Here is a 25,368-nt window from a genome sequence, read left to right on the forward strand (position 1 = left end):
GCGCGGGCGGCGGCGATCCGGCAGGCCCGGCGGGCCTCGGCTTGTCCACAGCCCCTGCACCCCGTGGGGCCATGGCCAGTAATCTCAGCGCCCATGGAGCAGAGGCATCTCGGCCGTACCGGCCTTCGCGTGTCCCGGATCGGGCTCGGCACCCTCACCTGGGGCCGGGACACGGACGAGCACGACGCCGCCGACCAGCTGAAGGCCTTCTGGGACGCGGGCGGCACTCTGGTGGACACCGCCGATGTGTACGGCGGCGGCGAGGCGGAGTACCTGCTCGGGCGGCTCGTGGGCAGCCTCGTCCCGCGCGAGGATCTGGTCATCGCCACGAAGGCCGGAAACGTCCCCGACCCCTACCGCCGCGTCAACGGCTCGCGCGGGCATCTGCTGGCCGCCCTGGACGCGTCCCTGGAACGGCTCGGCACGGATTACGTGGACCTGTGGCAGGTCCACGCCTTCGATACGGCGACCCCGCTGGAGGAGACCCTGCAGGCGGTAGACCTGGCCGTCTCCTCGGGCCGTGTGCGCTACGCGGGCGTGTCGAACTTCTGCGGCTGGCAGCTGGCGAAGGCCGCCACCTGGCAGCTCGCCGCTCCCGGGGTGCGCACGCGGCTGGCCAGTACGCAGATGGAGTACTCGCTGCTCCAGCGGGGCATCGAGCGCGAGGTGCTGCCCGCCGCGCTGGACCTCGGGATCGGGCTGCTGCCGTCCTCCCCACTGGGGCGCGGCGTGCTCACCGGCAAGTACCGCCAGGGCACCCCCTCCGACTCGCGGGGCGCGTCCGAACGGCTGGCCCCGTTCGTCGAGCCGTATCTCGACGACGCGGCGGCCCGGGTCGTGGACGCGGTGGCGACGGCGGCGGACGGCCTGGCGACCAGCCCGCTCCAGGTGGCGCTCGCCTGGGTCCGGGACCGGCCGGGAGTGGCCGCGCCGATCCTCGGTGCGCGCAACGCCGGGCAGCTCACGGAGGCTTTGTCGGTGGAGGCCCTTAGTCTTCCCTACGAGATCTGCCAGGCGCTCGACGATGTGTCGGCGCCCGTGCACCGCTATCCCGATCAGGACTGGAGCACGCTGTGACTGCGCTTCCCGGGGAGACCCCCGGCACCGGCGGCACGGACACCCCGCAGGACACCGTGTCCCCGCCGGACACCGGGGCCCAGGAGCCCGCGGCGGACGCCGAAACGCCCGAAACACCCGCGGCGGTCGCCGAAACGCCCGAGGGCGCCGAGGCGCCGACCGGGGCCGCCGACAAGGCCGGGACTGCCGACTCCCCGAGCGCTGGGGCCGGGGCAGTCGACCCCCCGAGCACCGACGCCGATTCCGCGTCTCCCGCGCCCGAGCTCTCCGAGGCGCAGGCCGAGCTGGCCGCCCAGCGCGAGCTGCGCGAGCGGATCGAGCAGCGCAAGGCGGCGAAGGACGCGCCCATCGCCGCCGGTGCGGGGCTGAGCGGCACGGCCGCCGATCTGCTCGCGGCCGTCCGGGCGGTGGAGAGCGGTGAGAAGGCGGGCTCCGCGTTCTTCGCGTCGCCCGCCCCGGCCCCCCGGCCGTCCGCCCCGGCCGCCGCCGCACCGCCGCCCCGGACCCCCGCGCCCGAGGCCTCCCCTGTCCGCACCCCGCAGGCAGCCTCGCCGGAGGCCCTGGACGCGGTGCGCGCGGTGCTCGTGGCGGGCGGGGCCCCCGAGGCACTGGCCCGCCCGGCCGTCGGCGCGCTGGGCGAGCAGGCGGCCGAGCTGCTGCGCACCGACCCCTGGCAGCTGCTGGCCGTGCCGGGTGTGCGGCCGGAACAGGCCGACGGCTTCGCCCGGGCCCTGCTGGGCGCCGACTGCGGCCCGGACGACAGCCGCCGGACGGCGGCCCTGGTCGGCTGGGTGCTGGAACGCGCCGCCCTCCAGGGCCACACCGCTCTGGCCGCCGACGCCGTCCGGGCGGCGCTCGCCGAGCGTGCGGTGAGCGACCCGGACGCGGCCGTGCGCGAGGCCGTCGAGGAAGGCGTCGCGCTGCTCTTCCAGGAGGGGCAGGACGAGGAGCCGGAGCAGGACGGAACGGCGGATGAGGACGGCCTCGCACCGGACGCCGATACGCCCCGGGAGCCGGTCCGCATGCTGCTGGGCCTCGACCGCTACGCCTTGGCCGAGGAGAGTCTCGCCGACGGCCTGGCCCGGCTGGTCAACGCCTGCGAGAAGGCCGCCGACTGGGCGGAGGCCGCTGCCGCCGCCCCGAGCCCGTCGGCCGCCGAGCTGATCCGCACGACCGCCGCCGCCGGGCTGGTCGCGCACAGCGGCGGTGAGGCCGCGCGGGCCGAGCCCGCCGCGCTGATCGCCGCGGCGCGGGGCCTGGGGCTGCGGGCCATCGGCGCGACCCACAGCGAGGACGGGCGGCGGCGGCTCGCGGCGGCCACCGGCGACCCGGACACGGCGGTCACGCTGGCCGGTCTGCTGTCCGGCGCCCAGGGCCCCGGCCGGGACGAGGAGGGGGCGCTCGCCCTGGACCTGCTGGTCGTGCTGGACGCCCCGCAGCTGGACGTCGAGAGCGCGGCGGTCCTCGTCGAGGCGCTGGCCGACGGCGCCCGGCTGGTGCTGAGCGGTGACCCGGGTGTGCTGGGCTCGGCGGGCGCCGGGCGGGTGTTCGCCGATGTGCTGGCCGCCCGCACCTGCCCGCAGGTCGTCTCCCGCACCCCGGACCCCGGGCCGATCGGCGAGCTGGTCTCCGGCATCGGCATCGGCGAGCTGAACCAGGTCGCCGCTCCGGGCAAGGAGGTGGTGATCGTCCCCGTCCGGGACGCGGGCGAGGCCGTCCACCGCACCGTGCAACTGGTCGCCGACTCGGTGCCCCGGGCCTTCTCCATCCCCGCCGACGAGACCCAGGTGATCACGGTGGGCCACGGCGGGGCCGCCGGGACCAGGGCGCTGAACGAGGCGCTGAAGCAGCGGCTCAACCCGGGGCCGGGCCGGTTCGGCGGTTTCGACCCGGGCGACCGGGTGGTCCATGTGCCCGCGCCCGGCCGTGCGGTGCCCGGAGTGGTGCGCTCGGCCGACGCCGAGGGGCTGCATCTGGACTGCGGGGGCGTCCCCGTCGTCGTACCGCAGGAACGGGTGGAGTCGTCGGTGCGGCACGGCTGGGCCCTCAGCGCCCACCAGGCGGCCGGGATGCGCTGGCCCGCCGCGGTGGTCGTGCTGCCGGGCGACGCTGCCCAGGGGCTGAGCCGGCCGTGGGTGTACACCGCGTTCGGACGCGGCGAGCGGCATCTGTCCGTGGTGCACGGGGTGGACCAGGCGCTCCCCCGCGCGGTGGCCGAGGTCCCGGCCCAGGAGCGGACGACGCGGCTGCGCCCCCTGCTCGAAGCGCTCCCGACCTCGGACGCGGCTTCTTAGGAGGCCCACGGCCCGGGCGAGGGGTGGGCCCCGGCGCGATGCGCGCCGGGGCCCACCGTCACGTCCGGTGCGAAGAGCGGTGCGGGACAAGCGTCAGGCGCCGTGCACCGCCGGGCCGGCGAAGTCCTCGTCCGCGTCGTCCTCCTCGTCGAAGACCGCGCTGACGTCGAAGCGGCAGACCACCCGTTCGGGGTCGGCGTCCTCGAAGGGGGCGCCGAGCCACTCCCCGGGCTCGGGTGCCGCTTCCCCGGCCGAGACCCAGAGGGTGGAGTCCCCCTCCTCCAGGCCGAACTCCTTGTGCCGGGAGGCGATCTCGTCGGGTTCGTACTCGCCGAAGAGCACGCCGAGCGCGGCGTGGACGCTGGTGCCGACGACCGGGGTCGTGTCCTCGGCGCCCGGACCGGCGTCGACGTCGGCGAGGCGCTGGGCCTGGGCGAGGAGGCGCGGTGGCTCCGCGACCACGTAGTCGCGGCGGATCAGGACACTCAGCGCGCTGGGCTCCGCGGGACCGGCGTAGGGCGGCAGCGAGTCGTCCGCGCCGGGGATCTCGAAGGGGGTGACTTCGTCGTAGCGGTCGTAGAGGAGTTCGTCGTAGACCTCGGCGGCAGCGGCCAGGGCGTTGAACGCGTCGTAGACGGCGGGGTCGTCGTCTCCGGTACGGCGTTCGACCGCGTCGAGGTGACGGTCGATCGCGGCTTTGACCGCTTCGGCGGCGGCACGTACCTCGGCAGCGGTGGGCTGCGCAGCATCAGACATAGTGCAGACGCTATCCGTAGCGGGGCTCTGCCCGCACAATAGATGCGATGCCGGAATACGAATTCATCGACGTGTACGTGCCGCGCGGGGTCTCCCGTAAGGATGCGGCCCGACTCCTGACCGACCACGCCGAGTACGGACACTGGGAGCTGGACCGCCTGACGCTCCGCAGGGATGGGAGCCGCAGGGTGCGGCTGCGCCGGCGGATCATCCGTCAGCTGCGGGCGACCTGGTGACATGGAGCGGGCCCCGCGGTGGCGGGGCCCGCTCTCTTTCGCGTTGTGCGCCGTGCTGGGCGCGCCCGGATCAGGCGGCGCTGCGCGAGCGGCGGTAGAGCACCGATCCGGCTCCGGCGAAGAGCAGTCCGGCGCCGGCCGGGATGAGCAGTCCGAGCCCGTCACCACCGGTCTGTGCGAGCTGCTCGCGGGGAACGTTCCGGGTCTCGGGGGCGTTCGGCTCGGGCGGCTCGACGACCGGCGGGTCGACCGGCTTCTCCGGGGTGACCGGGGGCTTCTCCGGCTGCTCGGGCGGCGGGGGCGGAACCTCGGCGTCGTTGGAGCAGCTGTTGCCGAAGACGGGGTTGAGCAGTCCGCCGATGGTGACGCTGTTCCCGCAGAGGTTCACGGGGATGTCGATCGGCGCCTGGATCGAGTTGCCGGAGAGGATGCCGGGCGATCCCTGGGCGGTCCCTTCCGCGGTGGCGCCGCCGTCCGGGGCCCGGTGGCGGCCCGTGCCGGGCTCGGACGTGCGGTCCGAGGCCGTGGTGTCGCCGGCCTGGGCGCCGTTCCCGGAGCCGCCGGGGACCGAGCGGTCCTGGGCGCCGCCGGACCGGTCGGACGCCGATCGGTCGGACTGCGCGGACCGGTCGGATCCTGCTGATCCGTTTCCGCAGTCGTTTCCACTGGCGGGGTTGAGCAGTCCGCCGACGCTGACGGAGTTTCCGCAGACGTTGACCGGGATCTCGATCGGTACCTGGACCGAGTTGCCGGACAGCACGCCCGGGGAGCCGGAGGCGGTGCTCGCCGCTCCGGAGTCGGCGTGGGCGTATCCACCGCTCAGCGCGAGCACTCCGCCCGCAGCCGCCATGGTGATCAGGCCTTTACGAGTGACCTGTCGCATAGGTTCGTTTCCTGCCTTCTGGCTTCCGAAAAACCCCCGGACATGACCGTGCGGGAGCCGAATGCCGAACGGTCCCGGAGTGCATGGGGTGCACTCCGGGACCGGTCGAGCTCAAACCCTTACGGGTTGACGTTCAACGATCAGGCGTTGACGCAGGTGTTGCCGAAGGCGGGGTTCAGCAGACCGATCACGGAGACCGTGTTGCCGCACACGTTGACCGGCACGTGGACCGGAACCTGGACGACGTTGCCGGAGAGCACGCCGGGGCTGCCGATGGCCGCACCCTGGGCGCCCGCGTCGGCGGAAGCCATGCCCGCACCCGCGAGAACGAGGCCACCGGTGGCAGCCGCAACTGCGACGACCTTCTTGATCATGATTCCTCCTAGTTGGAAAATGCGGTCCCAGCCGCGGACCGCAAACCTTGTAACGAGGGGGAATTCGCGGGGCTACGTGTGAACGGCTCGTTTCACCCGTTCGGACATGTCCGCACAGGTGGCCGAATCAACGGTGATCCGACTATGAATCGGTCATGGACCGGTCAGGAGTGGTCGATGAAGCGGTCGAGCACCCGCACGCCGAACTGGAGCCCGTCGACCGGGACCCGCTCGTCGACGCCGTGGAACATCCCGGCGAAGTCCAGCTCGGGCGGCAGCTTCAGCGGGGCGAAGCCGAAGCCCCGGATGCCCAGGTCGTCGAAGGACTTCGCGTCGGTGCCGGCCGAGAGCATGTACGGCACGGCCCGGGCGATCGGGTCCTCGGCGACCAGCGCGGTCTGCATGGCGTCGACCAGCGCCCCGTCGAACGTGGTCTCCAGGGCCTTGTCCGCGTGCACGTCCTCGCGCCGGACGTTGGGGCCGAGGATCCGGTCCAGGTCGGCGAGGAACTCCTCCTCGTACCCCGGCAGGTACCGGCCGTCGACATGGGCGGTCGCCTGGCCCGGGATGACGTTGACCTTGTAGCCGGCGCCGAGCTGGGTGGGGTTGGCGGTGTTCTGCAGGGAGGCGCCGATGAGCTTGGCGATGCCGCCGAGCTTGGCGAGCGTCTCGTCCATGTTCTCCGGGTCCAGCTCGGTGCCGAGCGCGTCGGAGAGCTCGTCCAGGAAGTGCCGCAGGGTCTTGGTGACCCGCACCGGGAACTTGTGCCGGCCCAGCCGCCCGACCGCCTCGGACAGCTCGGTGATGGCGTTGTCCCTGTGGATCATCGAGCCGTGTCCGGCGGTGCCGTCCACGGTCAGCTTCATCCAGTGCATGCCCTTCTGGGCGGTCTCCACCAGATACAGCCGCAGGTTCTCGTTGACGGTGAAGGAGAAGCCGCCGACCTCGCTGATCGCCTCGGTGACGCCCTCGAAGAGGCCCGGGTGGTTGTCGACGAGATAGCGGGCCCCGTACGTGCCGCCCGCCTCCTCGTCGGCCAGGAAGGCGAGCACGATGTCGCGCGGGGGCTTGCGGCCGCTGCGCATCCGCTCGCGGACGACCGCGAGGGTCATCGCGTCCATGTCCTTCATGTCGACCGCGCCCCGGCCCCAGACGCAGCCGTCCGCGATCTCCCCGGAGAACGGGTCGTGCGTCCAGTCCGCCGCGTTGGCCGGGACGACGTCGGTGTGCCCGTGGATGAGGAGCGCCGGGCGGGAGGGGTCCTCGCCCTCGATCCGGGCGACGGTGGAGGCCCGCCCCTTGTGCGACTCGAAGATCTGCGGCTCCAGCCCGACCTCCGCGAGCTTCTCCGCGACGTACTCGGCGGCGAGCCGCTCGCCGGGGCCCGAGTGGTCGCCGTAGTTGCTGGTGTCGATCCGGATCAGGTCCCGACAGAGGTCGACGACCTCCTGCTCGGCCTTGCCGGTGCCGGCCTTGCCCGTGCTGCTCTCGCTCACGCTGGTTCCCTCCACTGTCGCTGTGGTGCTCCTCCTCATCCTCCCGCGCCCACGGCGTACGCCCAAGGCCGCACACCCCCCGTCACGCACCGTTCACAGCCCCCGGGCGTGATCGAGCACCCCTGAATGTTTGCTATGGTTTTCCACGTCGGAACGGGCACGGCCCGCAAGACAGACACCTTGTCCGGGTGGCGGAATGGCAGACGCGCTAGCTTGAGGTGCTAGTGCCCTTTATCGGGCGTGGGGGTTCAAGTCCCCCCTCGGACACCAGCAGGAGCCCCACTTCGGTGGGGCTCTTTTGCGTCACCGGGCGATCACGGAGAGGGGCGGGGATGCGGGGTCGCAGGAAGCCGCCCGTCTCCCCTCTTCCCCAGCGGGACGGGATCGATGCCGTACGGGTGCGGCTTCCGGAGGATCCCGAGGGGCGGTGGGCCTCCGTCGGGGAGCATCTGGCCGACCGGTTCGGTGGGGCGATCGGGGCGGACCGGGTCGCCGGGATGCTGGACGCCGGGCGGTTCGTGGGGGCCGACGGGGTCGCCGTGCGGGGCTCGGAGCCGTACGCCGCCGGGCGGTATCTCTGGTTCCACCGGGACTTCGCGGCCGAGGTGCCGGTGCCTTTCCGGGTCGGGGTGGTGTACCGGGACGAGCGGATCGTGGTCGCGGACAAGCCACACTTCCTGGCGACGATGCCCCGGGGTCGGCACATCACCGAGACCGCCGTGGCCCGGCTGCGGCGGGAGCTGGAGCTGCCTACCCTTCAGCCCGCGCACCGGCTGGACCGGCTGACGGCGGGGCTGGTGCTGTTCGTGGTGCGCCCGGAGGACCGGGGCGCGTACCAGACGCTGTTCCGGGACCGGCGGGTGCGAAAGGAGTACGAGGCGGTGGCCCCGTACGATCCCTCGGTGGCGCTCCCCCGGACCGTACGCAGCCGGATCGTCAAGGAGCGCGGGGTGCTCGCCGCCCGGGAGGAGCCGGGCGAGGCGAACAGTGAGAGTTACGTGGAGCTGGTGGAGCACCGCGGTGCGCTGGGGCGCTATCGGCTGGCGCCCGCCACCGGGCGGACGCATCAGCTGCGGGTCCATATGAACGCCCTGGGGCTGCCGATCGTCCACGATCCGCTGTATCCGGTGGTGGCCGCGGAGGCTTCCGCGGATGACTTCTCGCGGCCGTTGCAGCTGCTGGCGCGGGTGCTGGAGTTCACCGATCCGGTCGGCGGGGAGCCGCGTCGCTTCGCGAGTGCGCTGCGGCTCTCCGCCTGGCCGGAGGGGTGACGTACACGGCGGTCAGTGGCCGCGCTTGATCCACTCGTCGAGCTGCGGGGCCTCCGCGCCGATGGTGGTGGGGTCGCCGTGGCCGGTGCGGACCGCCGTGTCGCCGGGGAGGGCGAGCAGCCGGTCCCGGATCGAGTCAATGATGGTGGGGAACGACGAGAAGGACCGGCCGGTGGCGCCGGGCCCGCCCTGGAAGAGGGTGTCGCCGGTGAAGACGACACCCAGCTCGGGGGCGTACAGGCAGACCGCGCCGGGGGCGTGGCCCGGGGTGTGCAGGACCGTCAGCGTGGTGCCCGCCACGGTGATTTCCTGGCCGTCGGTGAGGGCGCCGTCGGGGGCGCGGTCGGGGTGGGTCTGCTGCCAGAGCGGGAGATCGTCCGGGTGGAGCAGGACCGGGGCGCCGGTGGCGTCCGCGAGGGCCGGGGCGGCGTCGATGTGGTCGTTGTGCGCGTGGGTGCAGACGATGGCGCGCAGCGTACGGCCGGCGAGCGCGGTCTCGATGGCGGCGGCGTCATGGGCGGCGTCGATGACGATCGCCTCGGTGTCGTCGCCGACGATCCAGACGTTGTTGTCGACATCCCACTCGCCGCCGTCGAGGGCGAAGGTGCCGGAGGTGACCAGGTGGTCGATGCGGGCGGTCATCAGAAGACCACCACCGAGCGGAGGACGTCGCCGTCGTGCATACGGGCGAAGGCCTGCTCGATGTCGCCGAGTCCGATGGTCTCGGTGACGAAGGCGGCGAGGTCGATGCGGCCCTGCTGGTGGAGATCGACGAGCATCGGGAAGTCGCGGGAGGGCAGGCAGTCGCCGTACCAGGAGGACTTGAGGGAGCCGCCGCGGCCGAAGACGTCCAGGAGCGGCAGTTCGAGCTTCATGTCGGGGGTGGGGACGCCGACGAGGACGACCGTTCCGGCGAGATCGCGCGCGTAGAAGGCCTGTTCGTAGGTCTCCGGACGGCCGACGGCCTCGATGACGACGTCGGCGCCATGGCCGTCGGTGAGGGCGCGGATCGCCTCTACGGGGTCGGTGGTGCGGGAGTTGACGGTGTGGGTGGCGCCCATCTTCTTCGCCGTCTCCAGCTTGCGGTCGTCGATGTCGACCGCGATGATCTTCGCCGCGCCGGCGAGGCGGGCTCCGGCGACGGCCGCGTCTCCGACGCCGCCGCAGCCGATGACGGCGACCGAGTCGCCCCGGCCGACCTGGCCGGTGTTGATAGCGGCGCCGATGCCCGCCATGACGCCGCAGCCGAGGAGTCCGGCGACCTCCGGGGCGACCTCGGGGTCGACCTTGGTGCACTGGCCGGAGGCGACGAGGGTCTTCTCGGCGAACGCACCGATGCCGAGGGCGGGCGACAGCTCGGTGCCGTCGAGCAGCGTCATCTTCTGCTTCGCGTTGTGGGTGTTGAAGCAGTACCAGGGGCGGCCGCGCAGGCAGGCACGGCACTGGCCGCACACGGCACGCCAGTTGAGGATGACGAAGTCGCCGGGGGCGACGTCCGTGACGCCCTCGCCGACCGACTCCACGACACCGGCGGCCTCGTGGCCGAGCAGGAAGGGGAACTCGTCGTTGATGCCGCCCTGCTTGTAGTGCAGGTCGGTGTGGCAGACGCCGCACGCCTGGATCTTCACGACGGCCTCGCCGGGACCGGGGTCCGGGATCACGATCGTCTCGACCCTGACCGGCTCGTTCCTGCCCGGTGCGATGACCGCTTGGACCTGCTGTGCCATAACCCTGCTCTCCCTGCTCCCGCGCTTCGCGAAGATCGATCGCGGACCACCGTACGCCTTGGCGGGCTGGCTACGGAGCGAGGACGTCCAGTTCGTGCAGGGCGCCCACCGCGATGTCCTTGGTGATCCGCTCGGCGGCCTCCGGGTCCCCCTCGCGGACCGCCTCGGCGAGCCGGACGTGCAGGGTGACGGCGGCCGGGTCGGGGTCCTCGAACATCACCTGGTGGTGGGTGCGGCCCGCGAGGACCTCGGCGACGACGTCCCCGAGGCGGGCGAACATCTCGTTGCCGGAGGCATTGAGGACGATCCGGTGGAAGGCGATGTCGTGTTCGAGGTAGCCCTCCAGTTGGTGGCCGCGCGAGGTGGCGACCATGCCGAGGGCGCGTTCGGTGAGCTCGGCGCACTGCTCGGCGGTGGCGTGGCGGGCGGCGAGGGACGCCGCGACCGGTTCGATCGCGGAGCGCAGCACGGTGAGGGAGCGCAGCTGGCGGGGGCGGTCGGCGCCGGCCAGGCGCCAGCGGATGACCTGGGGGTCGTACACGTTCCACGTCTCGGTGGGGCGGACCGTCACACCGACGCGGCGGCGGGACTCGACCAGGTGCATCGATTCCAGGACCCGGATCACTTCGCGGATCACCGTCCGGGAGACGTCGAAGCGCTGGGCCAGCTCGTCGGTGCGCAGGACGCTGCCGGGCGGGCACTGGCCGGAGGAGATCTCCAGACCCAGGGCGTCCAGCACATGTGTATGCAGCCCCTGGCTCTGTGTGGTCATGGGTCAAGCCTACGGGGCGGACCACCGCAACAATAAGTACGACGTTTACGTCACAGGCTCTTGAATAAGTCGTACCTAATAGGTTTCAGTAGCGCGACGGACCGATGTCGAAGAAGACAGCGAGACACCCCCATGAACACCGCACCCCGCACGAGCACCCCCCACGTCGTCGTGGTGATGGGCGTAGCAGGAACCGGCAAGACCACGATCGGCCCCCTGCTCGCCGCCGAACTCGGCGTTCCGTATGCCGAGGGCGACGATTTTCATCCCCCGGCGAACATCGCCAAGATGTCGGCCGGCACCCCCCTGGACGACGACGACCGGTGGCCCTGGCTCGATGCCATCGGCGAGTGGGCGCACGGGCGTGCGGGGCTCGGCGGGGTCGTCTCCAGCTCCGCGCTCAAGCGGGTCTACCGGGACCGGCTGCGGAACGGGGCGCCGGATGCCCTCTTCCTGCACCTGACCGGTGACCGGACGCTGATCGAGGAGCGGATGGCGGACCGCAAGGGTCACTTCATGCCCACCGCGCTCCTCGACTCGCAGTTCGCGACGTTGCAGCCGCTCCAGGCCGACGAGGCCGGGGTGAGTGTCGACGTGTCCGGCACCCCCGAGGAAATCACCCAGCGAGCCGTCGCCGCGCTGCGCCGGCTCGACAGTTAAGGACCATCACCGTGACCAGTCTCAGCGTCGAGATGCTGGCAGCGGACGCCGCCGAACCGATCACCTCGGCAGGCAACGCTCAGTTGGGCATCGCCGTCCTGGCGGGCATCGCCGTCATCGTTCTCCTCATCACCAAGCTCAAGATGCACGCGTTCCTGGCGCTGACCATCGGTTCGCTGGCGCTCGGCTCCTTCGCCGGAGCCGCCCCGGCCGACACGATCGCCAGTTTCACCGCGGGCCTCGGCTCGACTGTCGCGGGCGTGGGCGTCCTGATCGCGCTCGGCGCGATCCTCGGCAAGCTGCTCGCCGACTCCGGCGGGGCCGATCAGGTCGTCGACACCATCCTGGCGAAGGCGAGCGGCCGGGCGATGCCCTGGGCGATGGTCCTGATCGCCTCGATCATCGGGCTGCCGCTGTTCTTCGAGGTCGGGATCGTGCTGATGATCCCGGTCGTGCTGCTCGTCGCCAAGCGCGGCAACTACTCCCTGATGCGGATCGGTATCCCCGCCCTCGCCGGGCTCTCGGTGATGCACGGGCTGATCCCGCCGCACCCCGGGCCGCTGGTCGCGATCGACGCCCTGGACGCCAACCTCGGTGTGACGCTGGCGCTCGGTGTGCTGGTCGCCATCCCGACGGTGATCATCGCCGGTCCGGTCTTCTCCCGTTACGCCGCGCGCTGGGTGGACATCAAGCCGCCGGAGAACATGATCCCGCAGCGTCCCTCGGAGGAGCTGGACCGCCGTCCGAGCTTCGGCGCGACCCTCGCGACGATCCTGCTGCCGGTCGTCCTGATGCTGCTGAACGCGCTCGTCGAGATCGTGGTCGACAACCCGGACAACGGCCTCCAGAAGGTCACCATGGTCATCGGTTCGCCGCTGATCGCCCTGCTCGCGGCCGTCCTGGTCGGGATGTTCACGCTCGGCCGGGCCGCCGGGTTCACCAAGGACCGGCTGGCCGGCACTGTGGAGAAGTCCCTCGCCCCGATCGCCGGGATCCTGCTCATCGTCGGCGCGGGCGGCGGCTTCAAGCAGACGCTGATCGACGCCGGGGTGGGCCAGATGATCCTGGACTTCTCCGAGAACTGGTCGATCCCCGCCCTGCTGCTGGGCTGGCTGATCGCCGTCGCGATCCGCCTCGCCACCGGCTCGGCCACGGTCGCGACGATCTCGGCCGCCGGTCTGGTCGCCCCGCTGGCCGCCGACATGTCGACCTCGCACGCCGCGCTGCTGGTGCTGGCCGTCGGCGCCGGTTCGCTCTTCTTCAGCCATGTGAACGACGCCGGGTTCTGGCTGGTGAAGGAGTACTTCGGCATGAACGTCGGGCAGACGGTGAAGACCTGGTCCGTGATGGAGACGATCATCTCCGTGGTGGCCATGGCGTTCATCCTGCTGCTGTCGCTGTTGCTGTAGCCGGTTCCGTACGGCACGAAGAACGGACGAACGCCCGCCCCGGTACGTCACCGGGGCGGGCGTTTCGCGTACGTGCGTTTCGCGTACGTGCGGTTTCTGTACGGGGATGTCAGCGGCGGGCCGACTCGCTCTCGGCCGCCTTCTCCAGCTGGAACGCCTCGTTGCCGAGGCCGATCCGGGCATGCACCCCGGGCTTGACCGAGCGCAGCACCGCCCCGTACACCAGGCCGCCGACGAGCGCGAGGATGATCACGCCGGGCAGCAGCCAGGTGAGGGCCGAGCCGGGTCCGGAGCCGACGAGGACGCCGAAGTCGCGGACGGTGAAGACGGCGATCGTCAGGAGCGCCAGTCCGGCGAGGGCGGAGGCGACCAGGCGCGGGGCCTGCGCACGGCCCGCGCCGCGCTTGACGAAGAAGGCGATGACGGCGAAGGAGGCGGCGGCCATCAGCAGGATGACGCCGAGCGCGCCGACGTTGCCCATCCAGGTGAACAGCCGCAGGACGGGAGCGGTGGGGTCGCCGACCGGGTTGTCGTCGGTGAACGCGAACGCCGCGATGATCACGAGGGAGACAGCGGACTGGAGCAGCGAACCGGTGCCGGGGGCGCCGCTCGCCCGGTTGGTCCGGCCGAAGCCGGCGGGCAGCAGGCCCTCGCGGCCCATCGCGAACGCGTAGCGGGCCACGACGTTGTGGAAGCTGAGGAGCGCCGCGAACATCCCGGTGACGAAGAGGATGTGCAGCACGTCGGTGAAGGTGGAGCCGAGCCGCTCCTCGGTGAGGCCGAACAGCATGCCGGGGCCCTCCTTGAGGGAGGTGTCGGCGATGAAGCCGGGCCCGGCGGCCACGGTCAGGGCCCAGGAGCTGATGGCCAGGAACAGTGCCGCGTAGCCGACCGCGAGAAACATCACGCGGGAGACCACGATCTGCGGACGGCTGGTCTCCTCCGCGTACACCGGGGCCTGCTCGAAGCCGACGAACGCGGCGACGCAGAAGCAGAGCGCGGTGCCGAGCCCGGCGCCGGCGAGGGTCTCGGGGTTGAAGGCGTGCAGCGACAGCCCCTCGGGGCCCGGCTTGCTCACGGCGGCGATGTCGAAGATCACGACGAGGGCGCACTCGATGACCAGCAGGACGCCGAGCACCTTGGCGTTGAGGTCGATCTTCAGCCAGCCGAGGACGCCGACGACGGCCGCCGACACCAGGGCCGGTATCCACCACGCCAGCTCGATGTCGAGGTACGTGGCGAAGATGCCGGAGACCTCGAAGCCGAGGATCCCGTAGATGCCGACCTGCATCGCGCTGTACGCCACCAGTGCCACGAGCGACGCCCCGGCGCCGGCGGTCGGGCCGAGCCCCCGGGCGATGTACGCGTAGAACGCCCCGGCGTTGTGGACATGCCGGCTCATCTCCGCGTAACCGACGCCGAACAGCATCAGGACCACGCCCAGGATGATGTAGAGCAGCGGCTGGCCGACGATGCCCATGACGCCGAAGACCGTGGGCATCACCCCGGCCACCACCATCAGAGGGGCGCTGGCAGCGACCACCGAGAGCAGGAGGCCGGGGGTGCCGAGCCGGTCGGCGCGCAGGGCGCGTTCCTCGCCCTTGTACGTGTTGATCCCGCCGGTATCGGCCGTCCCCCTGGTGGTGCCGGTCTCGCTGGAAAATGAACTGCCGGTCGACATGGCGGGATGGGTCCCTTTCTGGTGGGTCCTGGTGGGGTGGTGCCCTTCGTGCCGCGTTGTGCGCTGTGTCGCGTACTGCGCTCCGCGCGGTGACGCGTGCCTCACGGGGTGCCGAGTGCGTAGGCGCGCGCGGCCGTGAACGCCGCGTGGGGGTCCCGGCCCGAGTACGACCAGGGCGCGGGGGTGGCGTAGGCGCCGATGCGGTGGAAGAGGGCGGCGGCCTCGGCGGGCCGGCCCTCGCAGACCTTGGCGTGCGCGAGGAAGTTCAGGTCGAGGCGGTGGCGCGGGTGGTCGTCGCGCTCCCACTCCAGCCACCAGTCGAAGGCGGCCTTCATCACCTGGCGGGCCCGGCGGCCGGACCAGTGCTCGGAGCGCGCCGGGTCGTCGGGCTCGATGCCGGCGGCGACCAGGACGCGGTAGCGCTCGGCGTGGGCGACGACCGGGAGGACGGCCAGCGGGGAGTCGGCGGGGGCCAGTTCGGCGGCCCAGGCGGCGAAGTCGTACACCTCGTGGAGCGGATCGTGGCCGCTCTCGGGGCTGCTCTCGGCCAGCAGCCCGGTCATCACATGGTGGGCGTGGTGGTGGTCGGGGTGACGGGAGCGCACCTCCTCGAAGAGCCTGCCGGTCTCGTCCGCGCCGTCGTCGCGGCTCCGGTCCAGGAGGAGCAGCGCGAGCCAGGGGGTGGGGTCGTCGGGGGTGAGGCGGGCGGCGGCCAGGCAGGCCTCCCGGGCGCGGGCGGCCTCGTTCGCCCTGACCTTGGGCCGCAGGGCACGCACGACCCGGGCGCAGGCGAGGAGGACGGCCGCGTCGGCGCTCTCGGGTTCGACGAGCAGCCAGTCACCGGCCCAGTCCTCGGCGGACGAGGTCTCGGCGAGGGCGAGTACGCGATGTCCGCGGCGGTCCCAGTCCTGCCCGGTGGCCACCAGCAGCGTGCGCGCCTCGGACCATCTTCCCTGGGCGAACTGACTGCGTACGGCGCGGAGTTCGCCGTCGTCGAGAGCCGGGTCGAAGACGTGGTCCGAGCGGCTGCCCCGGCGACGGGAGCGACCCAGGGGCGGCGGGGGCGGGGGCATGCCGCGGGCTTCCTTCGATGCGGTGTGCGAGCGGATGATCGCGCACAGCAAACCGGCAGGCCACGCCCCACGTCAAGGGGCACCCTCCGGCAACAGCTCGGGCTTCTCGGCCAGTTGGCTGGATCTGGTCGAACCGTCGGCGGTATCGGCGCAGCGTGCGGGTGGGACGGGCGGGGCGGAGGTGACGCCTGACACACTGCGTGCATGGAGCCTCGTGAACCCCTCGCCCCCTTCCTTCTCGCCTTCCCCGGGCCGTTGCGCGACCGGTTGGTGGCGGCGGTCCTCTCCGGCGAGAAGGTGTCCACCACCGGCCTGCTCTGCGAGTACGAGCTGGAGCAGGAGGAGTTGCCTCCGGTCGGGGAACGCTCCGCGCTGATCGACTCGGACGGCCGGGAGGTCGCGGTGGTCGAGGTGACCGAGGTACGGGTGCTGCCACTGGGGGCCGTCGATCTGCGGCACGCGCTGGACGAGGGTGAGGGGTACACGTCGGTGGCGGAGTGGCGGGCGGGGCACGAGCGGTTCTGGCACAGCGAGGAGATGCGGGAGGCGTTGGGGGACCCGTCGTTCACGGTGGACGACGGGACCATGATCGTCGCGGAGCGGTTTCGGGTGGTGGAGCGGTGGGGGTGACTGCCGGGGCTTCACCCCGGACCCCGCTCCTCCGTCGCCCGAGGGGCTCGAAACGCGCTCAGGTGACTGCGTCGGCCGCTGCCCTGCCCGCCGCTCGGCCCGAGAAGATGCAGCCGCCCAGGAACGTGCCCTCCAGGGAGCGGTAGCCGTGGACTCCGCCGCCGCCGAAGCCCGCCGCCTCGCCCGCCGCGTACAGGCCGGGGAGCGGAGCGCCCTCGGCGGTCAGGACACGGGAGGACAGGTCCGTCTCCAGGCCGCCCAGGGACTTGCGGGTGAGGATGTTGAGGCGGACGGCGATCAGCGGGCCCGCCGCCGGGTCCAGGATCCGGTGCGGCTTCGCGGTGCGGATGAGGCGGTCGCCCAGGTAGGCGCGGGCCCCGTGGATCGCGGTGACCTGGAGGTCCTTGGTGAACGGGTTGGCGATCTCGCGGTCGCGGGCGGTGATCTCGCGGCGCAGCTCGGCCGCGTCGATCAGGCCGTCGCCCGTCACCGCGTTCATGCCCCGGACCAGGGCGTCGAGATCCTTCTCCACGACGAAGTCCGCCCCGTGGTCCATGAACGCCTTCACCGGTGCGGGCACGTCCGCCCGGGCCCGGCCGATCACGTCGCGGACGGACTTCCCGGTCAGGTCCGGGTTCTGCTCGGAGCCGGAGAGGGCGAACTCCTTGCCGATGATGCGCTGGTTGAGCACGAACCAGGTGTAGCCGTGGCCCGAGCCCATGATGTGTTCGAGGGTGCCGAGCGTGTCGAAACCGGGGAAGAGCGGGACCGGCAGCCGCTTGCCTCGTGCGTCGAGCCAGAGGGACGAGGGGCCGGGCAGGATCCGGATGCCGTGTCGGGACCAGATCGGGTTCCAGTTCTCGATGCCCTCGGTGTAGTGCCACATCCGGTCGCGGTTGATGTGGTGCGCGCCCGCCTTCTCGGCGATGCCGAGCATCAGGCCGTCGACGTGGGCGGGGACGCCGGAGAGCATCTTCGCGGGCGGGGTGCCGAGCCGCTCGGGCCACTGGGCGCGGACCAGGTCGTGGTTGCCGCCGATGCCGCCGGAGGTGACGATCACCGCCTGGGCCTTCAGCTCGAAGGGGGCCGTGACCTCACGGCTGCTGGCAGTGCCGCGCTCCGCCCCGCTCGGCTCCAGGATCTCGCCGGTGACCGTGTCGAGCGCCCCGGCCGTGCGGGCGAGGCCGGTGACCCGGTGGCGGAACCGCAGCTGGACGAGCCCCTTGGCGACGCCCTCACGGACGCGGCGTTCGAAGGGGGCGACGACACCGGGGCCGGTGCCCCAGGTGATGTGGAAGCGGGGTACGGAGTTTCCGTGGCCGGTCGCGTCGTAGCCGCCGCGCTCCGCCCAGCCGACGACCGGGAAGATCCGCAGCCCCTGCTGGTGCAGCCAGGAACGCTTCTCACCGGCGGCGAAATCGACGTACGCCTCGGCCCACTCGCGCGGCCGGCGGTCCTCCTCGCGGTCGAAGCCGGCCGTGCCGAACCAGTCCTGGAGGGCCAGTTCCCGGCTGTCCTTGATCCGCATCCGGCGCTGTTCGGGCGAGTCCACGAGGAAGAGCCCGCCGAAGGACCAGTGCGCCTGGCCGCCGATGGACTGCTCGGGCTCCTGGTCGAGGAGGATCACGGAACGGCCGGCGTCGACCAGTTCGGCGGTGGCCACGAGCCCGGCGAGTCCTGCCCCGATCACGATCACATCAGCGTCGTACGCCATGGGTTCCATCCTGTCGGGGAGGGGCGGGCGGGCGACAAGTTACCCGTGCGTCAGATCTTGGATACCGGCCGCTGCCACGTCAACCGTCCGGCTGCTGTTGGATGAAACGCATGACGCCTTCTGACGAGATTCTGGACATCGTCGACGAGAACGACGAGGTCATCGGGCAGGCCCCGCGCGGCGAGGCGACCGCGCGCGGGCTGCGGCACCGGTGCGTGTTCATCGAGGCGCGGGACGCGGAGGGGCGGATCTTCGTCCATCGGCGTACGGCCACGAAGCTGGTCTTCCCCTCGCACTACGACATGTTCGTCGGCGGGGTCGTCGGTGCGGGCGAGTCGTACGAGGAGGCGGCGCTGCGCGAGGCGGAGGAGGAGCTGGGCGTCTCGGGGCTGCCGCGGCCCGAACCGCTGTTCCGGTTCCTCTACGCCGACGGTGAGCACACCTGGTGGTCGGCCGTCTATCAGGTGCGGTGCGAGCTGCCGGTCTCGCCCCAGGTGGAGGAGGTCGCCTGGCACGCGTTCCTGGACGACGCCGAGCTGGCGCGGCGGCTGGGCGAGTGGCCCTGGGTGCCCGACGGCCTGGAGGCGTACCGGCGGCTGCGGGAGCTCAGGGCGGGCTGATCCGGGACCGGGCTCGCCGACGGGGGCCCGCGCGCACGGCCCGATCGGCGAGACACCCCTAGGGTTTGCCGTGTGAACAAGATCGCGCGGAGTGTACGGCTGTGGTTCGCGCCGCAGCGGATCCGGGAGGAGGGGGACACCCCCGACTACCGGTTCTCGCTGGCCAACGAGCGGACGTTCCTCGCCTGGATCCGGACGGCTCTGGCCCTGATCGGCGGCGGTTTCGCCGCCGACCAGTTCCTGCCGGACCTGGTGTGGGGCGTCCGGGCCGGGCTCGCGCTCGGGCTGCTGGCCGCCGGGGTGCTCTGCGCGCTGCGGGCGGTCAACCACTGGGTGCGGTGCGAGCGGGCGATGCGACGGGGCGAGGACCTGCCGGTGTCCCGGTTCCCGACCCTGCTGAGTCTGGTGGTCGCCGTCGTCGCCGTGGCGATGGTGGCGGTGGTCCTCTTCGGCTGGGAGGGCGTGTGACGGCGTCGGACCGGGATCCGGGGTTGCAGCCGGAGCGGACGCGGCTGGCCTGGCGGCGCACGACGCTGACCGCCACGGTGGTCGGGCTGCTCGCGGGGCGGCAGGCGCTGCACAGCGGGGCGACCCCGGCGGCGCTGGTCGGGGTGGCTCTGAGCGCGCTGGCCTGGCTGGGGTTCCTGATGGTCGCCCACCGCAGGGTGAGCGTGCTGGGAGTGGCGCGGCCCGAGCAGTTCGCGCCGCGCGGGGCGCTGACGGCGGCGTTGTGCACGGTGGCGCTGGCGGTTTGTGCGGCGGCGATGCTGTTCTGAGGCTCGGGCGGTGCCCGCGGCGGCGATGCCGCTCCGAGGCCCGGGCGGTGTCCGCAGCGGGATGCCGCTCCGAAACCGGCCGAGCGACGCGGCTACGCGTCCCAGTCCACCGTGACCACGATCTTGCCGCGCGTCCGCCCCTCCTGGTTCAGCCGGTACGCCTCGGCGGCCTCCTCCAGCGGGAACACCCGGTCCACGTGGACGGTGACGATGCCCCGCTCGGCCAGCTCCGCGACCTGGGCCAGGTCCGCCGCGTCGGGGCGCACGAACGCGTAGCGGCCGCCGTAGGAGAAGACCTCGTCGTCCGCGATGGAGGCGAGCCGACCGCCCGGGGCGAGGGTCTCGGCGGAGGCCCTCAGGGCGTCGCCGCCCACCGTGTCGAAGGAGGCGTCGAAGCCCTCGGGAACCAGGTCCCGCAGTCGTTCGACGAGGCCCTCGCCGTACTCCACCGGCTCCGCGCCCAGGCTCCGCAGGTGCTCGTGGTTGCGGGGGCTCGCGGTGCCGACGACCCGGCAGCCGGCGTGCCGGGCGATCTGGACGGCGAGCGACCCGACGCCGCCGGCCGCCGCGTGGACCAGGACGGTGTCGCCCTCGCGGATCTTCAGGGTGCGGTGCAGCACCTGGTACGCGGTGAGCCCGGCCAGCGGCAGCCCCGCCGACTCCTCGAAGCCGAGGCTCAGGGGCTTGCGGGCGAGGGTGCGCACCGGGGCGGCGACGTACTCGGCGAACGTACCGCGTGAGAGGAAGTCCTCCCGTACGTAGCCGATGACCTCGTCGCCCACCGCGAACTCGTCGACGGCGACGCCCGGTTGTACGACGACCCCGGAGACGTCCCAGCCGGGGATCACCGGGAAGACGGCGTCGAGGGCGCCTTGGAGGTAGCCCTCGCGGGCCTTCCAGTCGACCGGATTCACCGCTGCCGCCCGCACCTTCACCAGGACGCTGTCGGGGCCGACCTTGGGGTCGGGACGCTCGCCGTACTCCATGACGTCGGCCGAGCCGTACGCGCTGTAGCTGATCGCCTTCATCCCTCGACCTTCCGCGCAGGTCAGGGCCGCCGCAACTCAGGTGGTACGCCCGTGGCCCCGCCCTCACCAGCGCGGGACGCCGTTGAGATCGGATCGGAGTGAGCCGGACGTCTTCGCTCACCAGAGCCGTATCCATACATGAACCGCATTCAAGGATACGGTTCGCCACCAGGGTTCGGACAACTTCCCGAGCCCCGGATCCCGAAGGGCACTGGACGACATACCGACTGGTCGGCATCATGGTTCCCGATCGCCCCGTGACCTCGTTCCGTCGCCAGTCGCCCGGAGGTACGCACCATGAGCTCAGTCCCCCCACCAGGTCTCGACCCGGAGCTGCTGCGCGGCCATCTCGACCGCGAGCGGCCGGGGCTGGTGAGCGGACCCCTCGAAGCGCGGCTCATCGAGGGCGGCCGCTCGAACCTGACGTACGTCGTCGGCGACGGGGCCGGCCAGTGGGTGGTGCGCAGGCCTCCGCTCGGCCATGTGCTGGCCACCGCCCACGACATGACGCGCGAGCACCGTGTGATCAGCGGTCTGCACCCGACCGCCGTCCCGGTGCCGGAGCCGCTGCTGCTCTGTGAGGACGACTCGGTGATCGGCGCGCCGTTCTACGTGATGGAGTACGTCGAGGGCACCCCGTACCGCACCGCCGAGCAGCTCGCCCCGCTGGGCCCCGAGCGCACCCGGGCGGCGGTCCTCGGACTCGTCGACACCCTGGTCGACCTGCACGCCGTGGATCCGGAGGCGGTCGGGCTCGGGGACTTCGGACGGCCCGAGGGCTTCCTGGACCGGCAGTTGCGGCGCTGGGGCAAGCAGTTGGACGCCTCCCGCAGCCGTGACCTGGCGGGCATCGACGAGCTGCACGCCGCGCTCGGCCGTGCCCTGCCCTCCTCCCCCGCGCCCACCGTCGTCCACGGCGACTACCGGCTGGACAACGTCCTGGTCGGCTCCGACGACCGGATCAAGGCCGTCCTCGACTGGGAGATGTCCACCCTCGGCGATCCGCTGACCGACCTCGGGCTGCTCGTGATGTACAGCTCCGACCTCGGGCTGCCGAAGTCGCCGGTCTCCACCACCAGCGGGGCGGCCGGGCACCCCGCCCCCGCCGAGCTGATCGAGCGCTACGCGGCCCGTTCGGGCCGGGACACCTCCGCCATCTCCTGGTACACCGCGTTCGCCTGGTTCAAGCTCGCCGTGATCCTGGAGGGCATCCACTACCGCTACACCCTCGGCCAGACCGTCGGCGCGGGCTTCGACCGGATCGGCGAACTGGTCCCCGTCTTCATCGCGCACGGCCTCACCACCCTCCAGGAAGGCTGAACCCCCATGGACTTCGCATTCGACGCCCGTACCGAGGAGCTGCGGAGCAAGCTGCTCGCCTTCATGGACGAGCAGGTGTATCCGGCCGAGCAGGTCGCCGAGGAGCAGCGGGCGCGGCTCGCCTCGCCGTGGGACACCCCGGCGGTCGTCGGGGAGCTGAAGGCCGAGGCCAAGCGGCAGGGGCTGTGGAACCTCTTCCTGCCCGACGCCGAGTACGGGGCCGGGCTGACGAACCTCCAGTACGCTCCGCTCGCGGAGATCACCGGACGCTCGCCGCACCTCGCGCCGACCGCGACGAACTGCGCCGCCCCGGACACCGGGAACATGGAGGTGCTGTTCCAGTTCGCCACCGAGGCGCAGAAGAAGCAGTGGCTGGAGCCGCTGCTCGCCGGGGAGATCCGCTCCGCGTTCGCGATGACGGAGCCGGACGTGGCGTCGTCGGACGCGACGAACATCGAGACGCGGATGATCCGCGACGGCGATGACTACGTCATCAACGGGCGGAAGTGGTACATCTCCGGGGCGATGAACCCGGACTGCGCGGTCTTCATCGTGATGGGCAAGACCGACCCGGACGGCGCGGACATCCGCCGCCAGCAGTCGATGATCCTGGTCCCGCGCGACACCCCGGGCGTCGAGGTGCGGCGCGCGATGCAGGTGTACGGGTACGAGGACCACTCCCACGGCGGCCACGCCGAGGTGGTCTTCCACGACGTACGGGTGCCCGCGGCGAACCTGATCGGCGAGGAGGGGGGCGGCTTCGCCATCGCCCAGGCGCGGCTGGGCCCGGGCCGGATCCACCACTGCATGCGGCTGATCGGGATGGCGGAGCGGGCCATCGAGCTGATGTGCCGGCGGGCGGTGGCGCGTACGGCGTTCGGCAAGCCGCTCGCCGCGCAGGGCGTCGTGCAGAACTGGATCGCGGACGCCCGGGTCACGGTGGAGCAGCTCCGGCTGCTGGTGCTGAAGACGGCCTGGCTGATGGACACGGTGGGCAACAAGGGCGCGCACACCGAGATCCAGGCCATCAAGATCGCCACCCCGCGCGCGGTCGTGGACATCCTGGACTCCGCGGTGCAGCTGTACGGCGCGGGCGGCGTGAGCCAGGACTTCCCGCTGGCGGAGCTGTGGGCTTCGGCGCGGACGCTGCGGCTGGCGGACGGTCCCGACGAGGTGCACCAGCGGTCGCTGGCCCGGCGGGAGATCAAGCGGTACGTGTGACGGACGCGGCGCGGCCCCTCCCGATGTGCTCGTCGGGAGGGGCCGCGCCGTTACGGGAGGGGCCGTGCCGTTACGGGAGGGGCCGTGCCGTGACACGGTCGGCATGGTCAGAAGGTGAGCTTCCAGCTGTCGATGTAGCCGGTGTCGGACCGGTAGACGTCCTGGACGCGGAGCTTCCAGGAGCCGTTGGCCACCTCGCTGGAGGCGTTGACCGTGTACGTCGTGATGACGTTGTCGGCCGAGTCGCCGCTGCTGGAGTTCTTCAGCCGGTACGCGCTGCCGTCCGGAGCGATCAGGTCCACGACGAGGTCGCCGCGGTAGGTGTGCTTGATGTCGACACCGACCTGAAGTGCGGCCGGCGCGTTGCCCGTTCGGCCGGTGACCGCGACCGACGAGGTCACCGCCGCTCCGGCGTCCGGGATGGCCACGTCGGTGGTGTTGCTGAACACGCCCTCACCGGTGGGCGGTTCACCGGAACCGTCGGAGAGGGTCCAGACGGCGTGGGCGGCGGCGTCGCTGTTGCGGTCCAGGGCCGTGTCGTTGACGTTGCTCAGGTTGTCGCAGGAGGAGTGGTAGCAGCGGTCGAAGGCCTGGCCCGCCGTTCCGCCCCACTTCTGGGCCTGGGCGGCGGACTTGGTGTTGCCCGCGCCGGTGAAGAGCCCCCGACGGGGATGCCGACGTTCTTGAACGGGGCGTGGTCGGAGCGGCCGTCGCCCTCGACCTCGATCTCGGTGGGAACGTTCAGGCCCGCGAAGTAGTCCTTGAAGGTCTTCTCGATGACCGGGTCGTCGTCGTAGACGAAGTAGCCGGCGTTGGGCGAGCCGATCATGTCGAAGTTGAGATAGCCGGAGAGCTTGGAACGCTCGGCGGACGGCAGGTTGTTGACGTAGTACCGGGAGCCGACCAGGCCCAGCTCCTCCGCGCCCCACCAGGCGAACCGCAGATGCTTGTCGGGCTGGTATCCGGCGCGGGAGACGGCGAGCGCGGTCTCCAGCACGGCGGCCGAGCCGGAGCCGTTGTCGTTGATCCCGGCGCCGGAGGAGACCGAGTCGAGGTGGGCCCCGGCCATCAGGACCTTGTTCGGGTCGCCGCCGGGCCAGTCGGCCACCAGGTTGTAGCCGGTGGCGCCGTTGGAGGTGAACTGCTGGATCGTGGTGGTGTAGCCGGCCGCGTCGAGCTTGGCCTTCACATAGTCGACGGACGCCTTGTAGCCGGGGCGGCCGTGGGCGCGGTTGCCGCCGTTGTTCGCGGCGATCGTCGAGAGCTGCGAGAGGTGGGCCTTGACGTTGGCCAGGGAGATGTCGGGGGCTGCCGCGGCAGCCGCCTCGGCCGTCGGCGCCCCGGCGGCCTGGGCGGCCGGGGCACCGGCCCGAGGGCGACGGAGAGGGCCACGGCGGCGACGGCCGCCGAGGATCTGCGCAGGGTGAAGCGGTTCGGTCTCATTCACGGGCTCCGGATTCCGTTGGGGACTGACGGAACGTGCGGGGGGTACCCGGCCGCGCGGTGCCCGGTCGGGTCCTGGAGCTGGCTGTGCGCGATGCGAGACCGATGCTCAGGGAAATGACAGTGCTCCGTCAAGAGCGGAAACCGGACAGGTCTGTTCTATTAACGAACGGGCCTGTCCTGACGGACGGATCCCTCGCCGTGAACACCGTCTCCTCCGGAGGAGGCCGGACGTATCTCATGCATCCAGATTCACCCCGCCCGGCGAAGCGGGCCACCGGATCAGCCGCGTGACGGGAACCCTTACGGGCGCAGGGCCCGCAGCAGCAGGTCCGCGAGGTGGTCGGCGACCTCCTGGCGGCTGAGCGGGCCGTCCGGGCGGTACCAGGTGGAGAGGTGGTGAACGGATCCGAAGTGGTAGTCGACGACCAGGTCGGCGGGGGTGGCGGTGGAGAACACACCGCTGTTCTGCCCCTCCTCGATCAGCGCCCTGAAGCGCTCGTGGTAGCGGCGGCGCTCGACGCGCACCTGCTTGTTCTTCTCGGGGCTCAGGTGGTGCATGGAGCGGAAGAAGATCGCGGCGTCGTCCAGGTTGTCGATGGTCGTCACCACCACGTCGGCCGCCGCGTCACGCAGCCGCTGCTCCACGGGCGCGTCGGCGTCCGCGAAGGCGTCCAGGCGCTCCTGCTGGAGCCGCAGCACCCGGGCGTAGACCTCCTGGAGCAGGTCCTCCTTGGAGCCGAAGTAGTGGTAGAGCGCCCCCTTGGTGACGCCCGCCGCCTCGACGATCTCCTGGACCGAGGTGCGGTCGTACCCGCGCTCGGCGAAGAGCCGGGTGGCGGCGGCCAGCAGCCTCTGGGGGACGGGAGTGCCGTTCTGGTCCGTCGCCTTGGCCATGAGCCGCCAC

At 72.0% G+C, this 25,368-nt stretch carries 24 protein-coding genes, 1 tRNA gene and 1 pseudogene; 13 read left to right on the plus strand and 13 right to left on the minus strand.

Annotation, left to right across the window (positions count from 1 at the left end; all coding sequences use genetic code 11):
• The first annotated feature begins 93 nt into the window (after window positions 1-93).
• Window positions 94-1,077 (plus strand): aldo/keto reductase, encoded by a 984-nt coding sequence (locus CCZ36_RS05145; protein ID WP_069738770.1) that lies wholly within the window; start codon window positions 94-96, stop codon window positions 1,075-1,077.
• The gene (locus CCZ36_RS05150) at window positions 1,074-3,371 is read left to right on the plus strand and encodes a helix-hairpin-helix domain-containing protein (RefSeq protein ID WP_128817108.1); all 2,298 of its coding nucleotides are present in this window, start codon (window positions 1,074-1,076) and stop codon (window positions 3,369-3,371) included. The genes CCZ36_RS05145 and CCZ36_RS05150 overlap by 4 nt, the downstream gene beginning before the upstream one ends.
• 93 nt (window positions 3,372-3,464) lie before the next feature.
• Here CCZ36_RS05150 and CCZ36_RS05155 read toward each other — a convergent pair whose 3' ends face one another.
• A complete protein-coding gene (locus CCZ36_RS05155) occupies window positions 3,465-4,127 on the minus strand; it encodes a hypothetical protein (RefSeq protein WP_069738828.1) in 663 nt (220 codons plus the stop codon).
• 47 nt (window positions 4,128-4,174) lie between these two features.
• On the opposite strand from CCZ36_RS05155, the gene CCZ36_RS05160 reads away from it, so the two are divergent.
• The gene (locus CCZ36_RS05160) at window positions 4,175-4,363 is read left to right on the plus strand and encodes a DUF5703 family protein (RefSeq protein ID WP_006123409.1); all 189 of its coding nucleotides are present in this window, start codon (window positions 4,175-4,177) and stop codon (window positions 4,361-4,363) included.
• A gap of 70 nt (window positions 4,364-4,433) precedes the next feature.
• Here CCZ36_RS05160 and CCZ36_RS36540 read toward each other — a convergent pair whose 3' ends face one another.
• The 3 genes from CCZ36_RS36540 to CCZ36_RS05175 all read right to left on the minus strand — a co-directional run bounded on the left by CCZ36_RS36540 (window position 4,434) and on the right by CCZ36_RS05175 (window position 7,116).
• On the minus strand, window positions 4,434-5,246 hold the full coding sequence (locus tag CCZ36_RS36540) for a chaplin (RefSeq protein WP_069743909.1): 813 nt from the start codon (window positions 5,244-5,246) through the stop codon (window positions 4,434-4,436).
• 140 nt (window positions 5,247-5,386) lie between these two features.
• Entirely contained in the window at window positions 5,387-5,620 is a 234-nt protein-coding gene (chpH, locus tag CCZ36_RS05170) for a chaplin ChpH (protein WP_006123411.1), read from the minus strand.
• 164 nt (window positions 5,621-5,784) lie between these two features.
• The gene (locus tag CCZ36_RS05175) at window positions 5,785-7,116 is read right to left on the minus strand and encodes a M20/M25/M40 family metallo-hydrolase (protein ID WP_069738889.1); all 1,332 of its coding nucleotides are present in this window, start codon (window positions 7,114-7,116) and stop codon (window positions 5,785-5,787) included.
• A gap of 182 nt (window positions 7,117-7,298) precedes the next feature.
• On the opposite strand from CCZ36_RS05175, the gene CCZ36_RS05180 reads away from it, so the two are divergent.
• Together CCZ36_RS05180 and CCZ36_RS05185 are read left to right on the plus strand one after the other, a co-directional pair.
• Window positions 7,299-7,386: transfer RNA gene (locus tag CCZ36_RS05180), tRNA-Leu, on the plus strand.
• Between the two features lie 62 nt (window positions 7,387-7,448).
• On the plus strand, window positions 7,449-8,387 hold the full coding sequence (locus tag CCZ36_RS05185) for an RluA family pseudouridine synthase (protein ID WP_128817109.1): 939 nt from the start codon (window positions 7,449-7,451) through the stop codon (window positions 8,385-8,387).
• Between the two features lie 12 nt (window positions 8,388-8,399).
• Here the strand turns inward: CCZ36_RS05185 and CCZ36_RS05190 are convergent, their stop codons facing one another.
• The 3 genes from CCZ36_RS05190 to CCZ36_RS05200 all read right to left on the minus strand — a co-directional run bounded on the left by CCZ36_RS05190 (window position 8,400) and on the right by CCZ36_RS05200 (window position 10,886).
• A complete protein-coding gene (locus CCZ36_RS05190) occupies window positions 8,400-9,029 on the minus strand; it encodes an MBL fold metallo-hydrolase (RefSeq protein ID WP_069738831.1) in 630 nt (209 codons plus the stop codon).
• Window positions 9,029-10,114: an S-(hydroxymethyl)mycothiol dehydrogenase gene (locus CCZ36_RS05195; RefSeq protein WP_128817110.1), complete on the minus strand. Its 1,086-nt coding sequence runs from the start codon at window positions 10,112-10,114 to the stop codon at window positions 9,029-9,031. The genes CCZ36_RS05190 and CCZ36_RS05195 overlap by 1 nt, the downstream gene beginning before the upstream one ends.
• Before the next feature lie 70 nt (window positions 10,115-10,184).
• A complete protein-coding gene (locus CCZ36_RS05200) occupies window positions 10,185-10,886 on the minus strand; it encodes a FadR/GntR family transcriptional regulator (RefSeq protein WP_128817111.1) in 702 nt (233 codons plus the stop codon).
• 132 nt (window positions 10,887-11,018) lie between these two features.
• Here CCZ36_RS05200 and CCZ36_RS05205 point away from each other — a divergent pair, with 132 nt between their 5' ends.
• Together CCZ36_RS05205 and CCZ36_RS05210 are read left to right on the plus strand one after the other, a co-directional pair.
• Complete coding sequence (locus tag CCZ36_RS05205) at window positions 11,019-11,546, plus strand: gluconokinase (RefSeq protein WP_069738834.1); 528 nt, start codon at window positions 11,019-11,021, stop codon at window positions 11,544-11,546.
• A gap of 11 nt (window positions 11,547-11,557) precedes the next feature.
• Window positions 11,558-12,955 (plus strand): GntP family permease, encoded by a 1,398-nt coding sequence (locus CCZ36_RS05210; RefSeq protein WP_069743913.1) that lies wholly within the window; start codon window positions 11,558-11,560, stop codon window positions 12,953-12,955.
• Between the two features lie 109 nt (window positions 12,956-13,064).
• Here CCZ36_RS05210 and CCZ36_RS05215 read toward each other — a convergent pair whose 3' ends face one another.
• The gene (locus CCZ36_RS05215; protein WP_069738836.1) at window positions 13,065-14,636 is read right to left on the minus strand and encodes an APC family permease; all 1,572 of its coding nucleotides are present in this window, start codon (window positions 14,634-14,636) and stop codon (window positions 13,065-13,067) included.
• Window positions 14,637-14,737: 101 nt separating this feature from the next.
• Window positions 14,738-15,709, minus strand: coding sequence for a hypothetical protein (locus CCZ36_RS05220; protein ID WP_128817112.1), 972 nt, complete (start codon window positions 15,707-15,709; stop codon window positions 14,738-14,740).
• A gap of 204 nt (window positions 15,710-15,913) precedes the next feature.
• On the opposite strand from CCZ36_RS05220, the gene CCZ36_RS05225 reads away from it, so the two are divergent.
• The gene (locus CCZ36_RS05225) at window positions 15,914-16,339 is read left to right on the plus strand and encodes an ASCH domain-containing protein (RefSeq protein WP_069738838.1); all 426 of its coding nucleotides are present in this window, start codon (window positions 15,914-15,916) and stop codon (window positions 16,337-16,339) included.
• 58 nt (window positions 16,340-16,397) lie between these two features.
• Here the strand turns inward: CCZ36_RS05225 and CCZ36_RS05230 are convergent, their stop codons facing one another.
• Window positions 16,398-18,053: an FAD-binding dehydrogenase gene (locus CCZ36_RS05230; protein ID WP_128817113.1), complete on the minus strand. Its 1,656-nt coding sequence runs from the start codon at window positions 18,051-18,053 to the stop codon at window positions 16,398-16,400.
• A gap of 110 nt (window positions 18,054-18,163) precedes the next feature.
• On the opposite strand from CCZ36_RS05230, the gene CCZ36_RS05235 reads away from it, so the two are divergent.
• The 3 genes from CCZ36_RS05235 (at window position 18,164) to CCZ36_RS05245 (ending at window position 19,449) form a co-directional block, all read left to right on the plus strand.
• The gene (locus CCZ36_RS05235; protein ID WP_128817114.1) at window positions 18,164-18,673 is read left to right on the plus strand and encodes an NUDIX domain-containing protein; all 510 of its coding nucleotides are present in this window, start codon (window positions 18,164-18,166) and stop codon (window positions 18,671-18,673) included.
• A gap of 72 nt (window positions 18,674-18,745) precedes the next feature.
• Window positions 18,746-19,141, plus strand: a complete 396-nt coding sequence (locus CCZ36_RS05240) for a YidH family protein (RefSeq protein WP_128817115.1) — start codon at window positions 18,746-18,748, stop codon at window positions 19,139-19,141.
• Window positions 19,138-19,449, plus strand: coding sequence for a DUF202 domain-containing protein (locus CCZ36_RS05245; protein ID WP_069738842.1), 312 nt, complete (start codon window positions 19,138-19,140; stop codon window positions 19,447-19,449). Before CCZ36_RS05240 ends, CCZ36_RS05245 begins: the two co-directional genes overlap by 4 nt.
• A 92-nt stretch (window positions 19,450-19,541) precedes the next feature.
• On the opposite strand, the gene CCZ36_RS05250 is transcribed toward CCZ36_RS05245, so the two are convergent.
• Window positions 19,542-20,477: an NADP-dependent oxidoreductase gene (locus tag CCZ36_RS05250; RefSeq protein ID WP_128817116.1), complete on the minus strand. Its 936-nt coding sequence runs from the start codon at window positions 20,475-20,477 to the stop codon at window positions 19,542-19,544.
• 297 nt (window positions 20,478-20,774) lie between these two features.
• On the opposite strand from CCZ36_RS05250, the gene CCZ36_RS05255 reads away from it, so the two are divergent.
• Both CCZ36_RS05255 and CCZ36_RS05260 read left to right on the plus strand, forming a co-directional pair.
• Entirely contained in the window at window positions 20,775-21,797 is a 1,023-nt protein-coding gene (locus CCZ36_RS05255; protein ID WP_069738844.1) for a phosphotransferase family protein, read from the plus strand.
• Between the two features lie 6 nt (window positions 21,798-21,803).
• Entirely contained in the window at window positions 21,804-23,018 is a 1,215-nt protein-coding gene (locus tag CCZ36_RS05260) for an acyl-CoA dehydrogenase family protein (RefSeq protein WP_069738845.1), read from the plus strand.
• 107 nt (window positions 23,019-23,125) lie between these two features.
• Here the strand turns inward: CCZ36_RS05260 and CCZ36_RS05265 are convergent.
• Window positions 23,126-24,461 (minus strand): annotated as a pseudogene (locus tag CCZ36_RS05265) (M28 family metallopeptidase).
• A 303-nt stretch (window positions 24,462-24,764) separates the two neighbouring features.
• The gene (locus tag CCZ36_RS05270; protein ID WP_069738847.1) at window positions 24,765-25,358 is read right to left on the minus strand and encodes a TetR/AcrR family transcriptional regulator; all 594 of its coding nucleotides are present in this window, start codon (window positions 25,356-25,358) and stop codon (window positions 24,765-24,767) included.
• Window positions 25,359-25,368 lie beyond the last annotated feature (10 nt).

It is taken from the genome of Streptomyces sp. S063, from assembly GCF_002832675.1.
Taxonomy (GTDB): Bacteria; Actinomycetota; Actinomycetes; order Streptomycetales; family Streptomycetaceae; genus Streptomyces; species Streptomyces sindenensis.

Excerpts from the sequence above, each read along its gene's own strand:
- CCZ36_RS05160 (WP_006123409.1), top strand. The coding sequence starts at position 4,175 with ATGCCGGAATACGAATTCATCGACGTGTACGTGCCGCGCGGGGTCTCC.
- CCZ36_RS05145 (WP_069738770.1), top strand. The coding sequence starts at position 94 with ATGGAGCAGAGGCATCTCGGCCGTACCGGCCTTCGCGTGTCCCGGATC.
- CCZ36_RS36540 (WP_069743909.1), bottom strand. The coding sequence starts at position 5,246 with ATGCGACAGGTCACTCGTAAAGGCCTGATCACCATGGCGGCTGCGGGC.
- CCZ36_RS05270 (WP_069738847.1), bottom strand. The coding sequence starts at position 25,358 with ATGGCCAAGGCGACGGACCAGAACGGCACTCCCGTCCCCCAGAGGCTG.
- CCZ36_RS05230 (WP_128817113.1), bottom strand. The coding sequence starts at position 18,053 with ATGGCGTACGACGCTGATGTGATCGTGATCGGGGCAGGACTCGCCGGG.
- CCZ36_RS05195 (WP_128817110.1), bottom strand. The coding sequence starts at position 10,114 with ATGGCACAGCAGGTCCAAGCGGTCATCGCACCGGGCAGGAACGAGCCG.
- CCZ36_RS05200 (WP_128817111.1), bottom strand. The coding sequence starts at position 10,886 with ATGACCACACAGAGCCAGGGGCTGCATACACATGTGCTGGACGCCCTG.
- CCZ36_RS05260 (WP_069738845.1), top strand. The coding sequence starts at position 21,804 with ATGGACTTCGCATTCGACGCCCGTACCGAGGAGCTGCGGAGCAAGCTG.
- CCZ36_RS05155 (WP_069738828.1), bottom strand. The coding sequence starts at position 4,127 with ATGTCTGATGCTGCGCAGCCCACCGCTGCCGAGGTACGTGCCGCCGCC.
- CCZ36_RS05190 (WP_069738831.1), bottom strand. The coding sequence starts at position 9,029 with ATGACCGCCCGCATCGACCACCTGGTCACCTCCGGCACCTTCGCCCTC.
- CCZ36_RS05205 (WP_069738834.1), top strand. The coding sequence starts at position 11,019 with ATGAACACCGCACCCCGCACGAGCACCCCCCACGTCGTCGTGGTGATG.
- chpH (WP_006123411.1), bottom strand. The coding sequence starts at position 5,620 with ATGATCAAGAAGGTCGTCGCAGTTGCGGCTGCCACCGGTGGCCTCGTT.
- CCZ36_RS05235 (WP_128817114.1), top strand. The coding sequence starts at position 18,164 with ATGACGCCTTCTGACGAGATTCTGGACATCGTCGACGAGAACGACGAG.
- CCZ36_RS05220 (WP_128817112.1), bottom strand. The coding sequence starts at position 15,709 with ATGCCCCCGCCCCCGCCGCCCCTGGGTCGCTCCCGTCGCCGGGGCAGC.
- CCZ36_RS05215 (WP_069738836.1), bottom strand. The coding sequence starts at position 14,636 with ATGTCGACCGGCAGTTCATTTTCCAGCGAGACCGGCACCACCAGGGGG.
- CCZ36_RS05255 (WP_069738844.1), top strand. The coding sequence starts at position 20,775 with ATGAGCTCAGTCCCCCCACCAGGTCTCGACCCGGAGCTGCTGCGCGGC.
- CCZ36_RS05185 (WP_128817109.1), top strand. The coding sequence starts at position 7,449 with ATGCGGGGTCGCAGGAAGCCGCCCGTCTCCCCTCTTCCCCAGCGGGAC.
- CCZ36_RS05225 (WP_069738838.1), top strand. The coding sequence starts at position 15,914 with ATGGAGCCTCGTGAACCCCTCGCCCCCTTCCTTCTCGCCTTCCCCGGG.
- CCZ36_RS05250 (WP_128817116.1), bottom strand. The coding sequence starts at position 20,477 with ATGAAGGCGATCAGCTACAGCGCGTACGGCTCGGCCGACGTCATGGAG.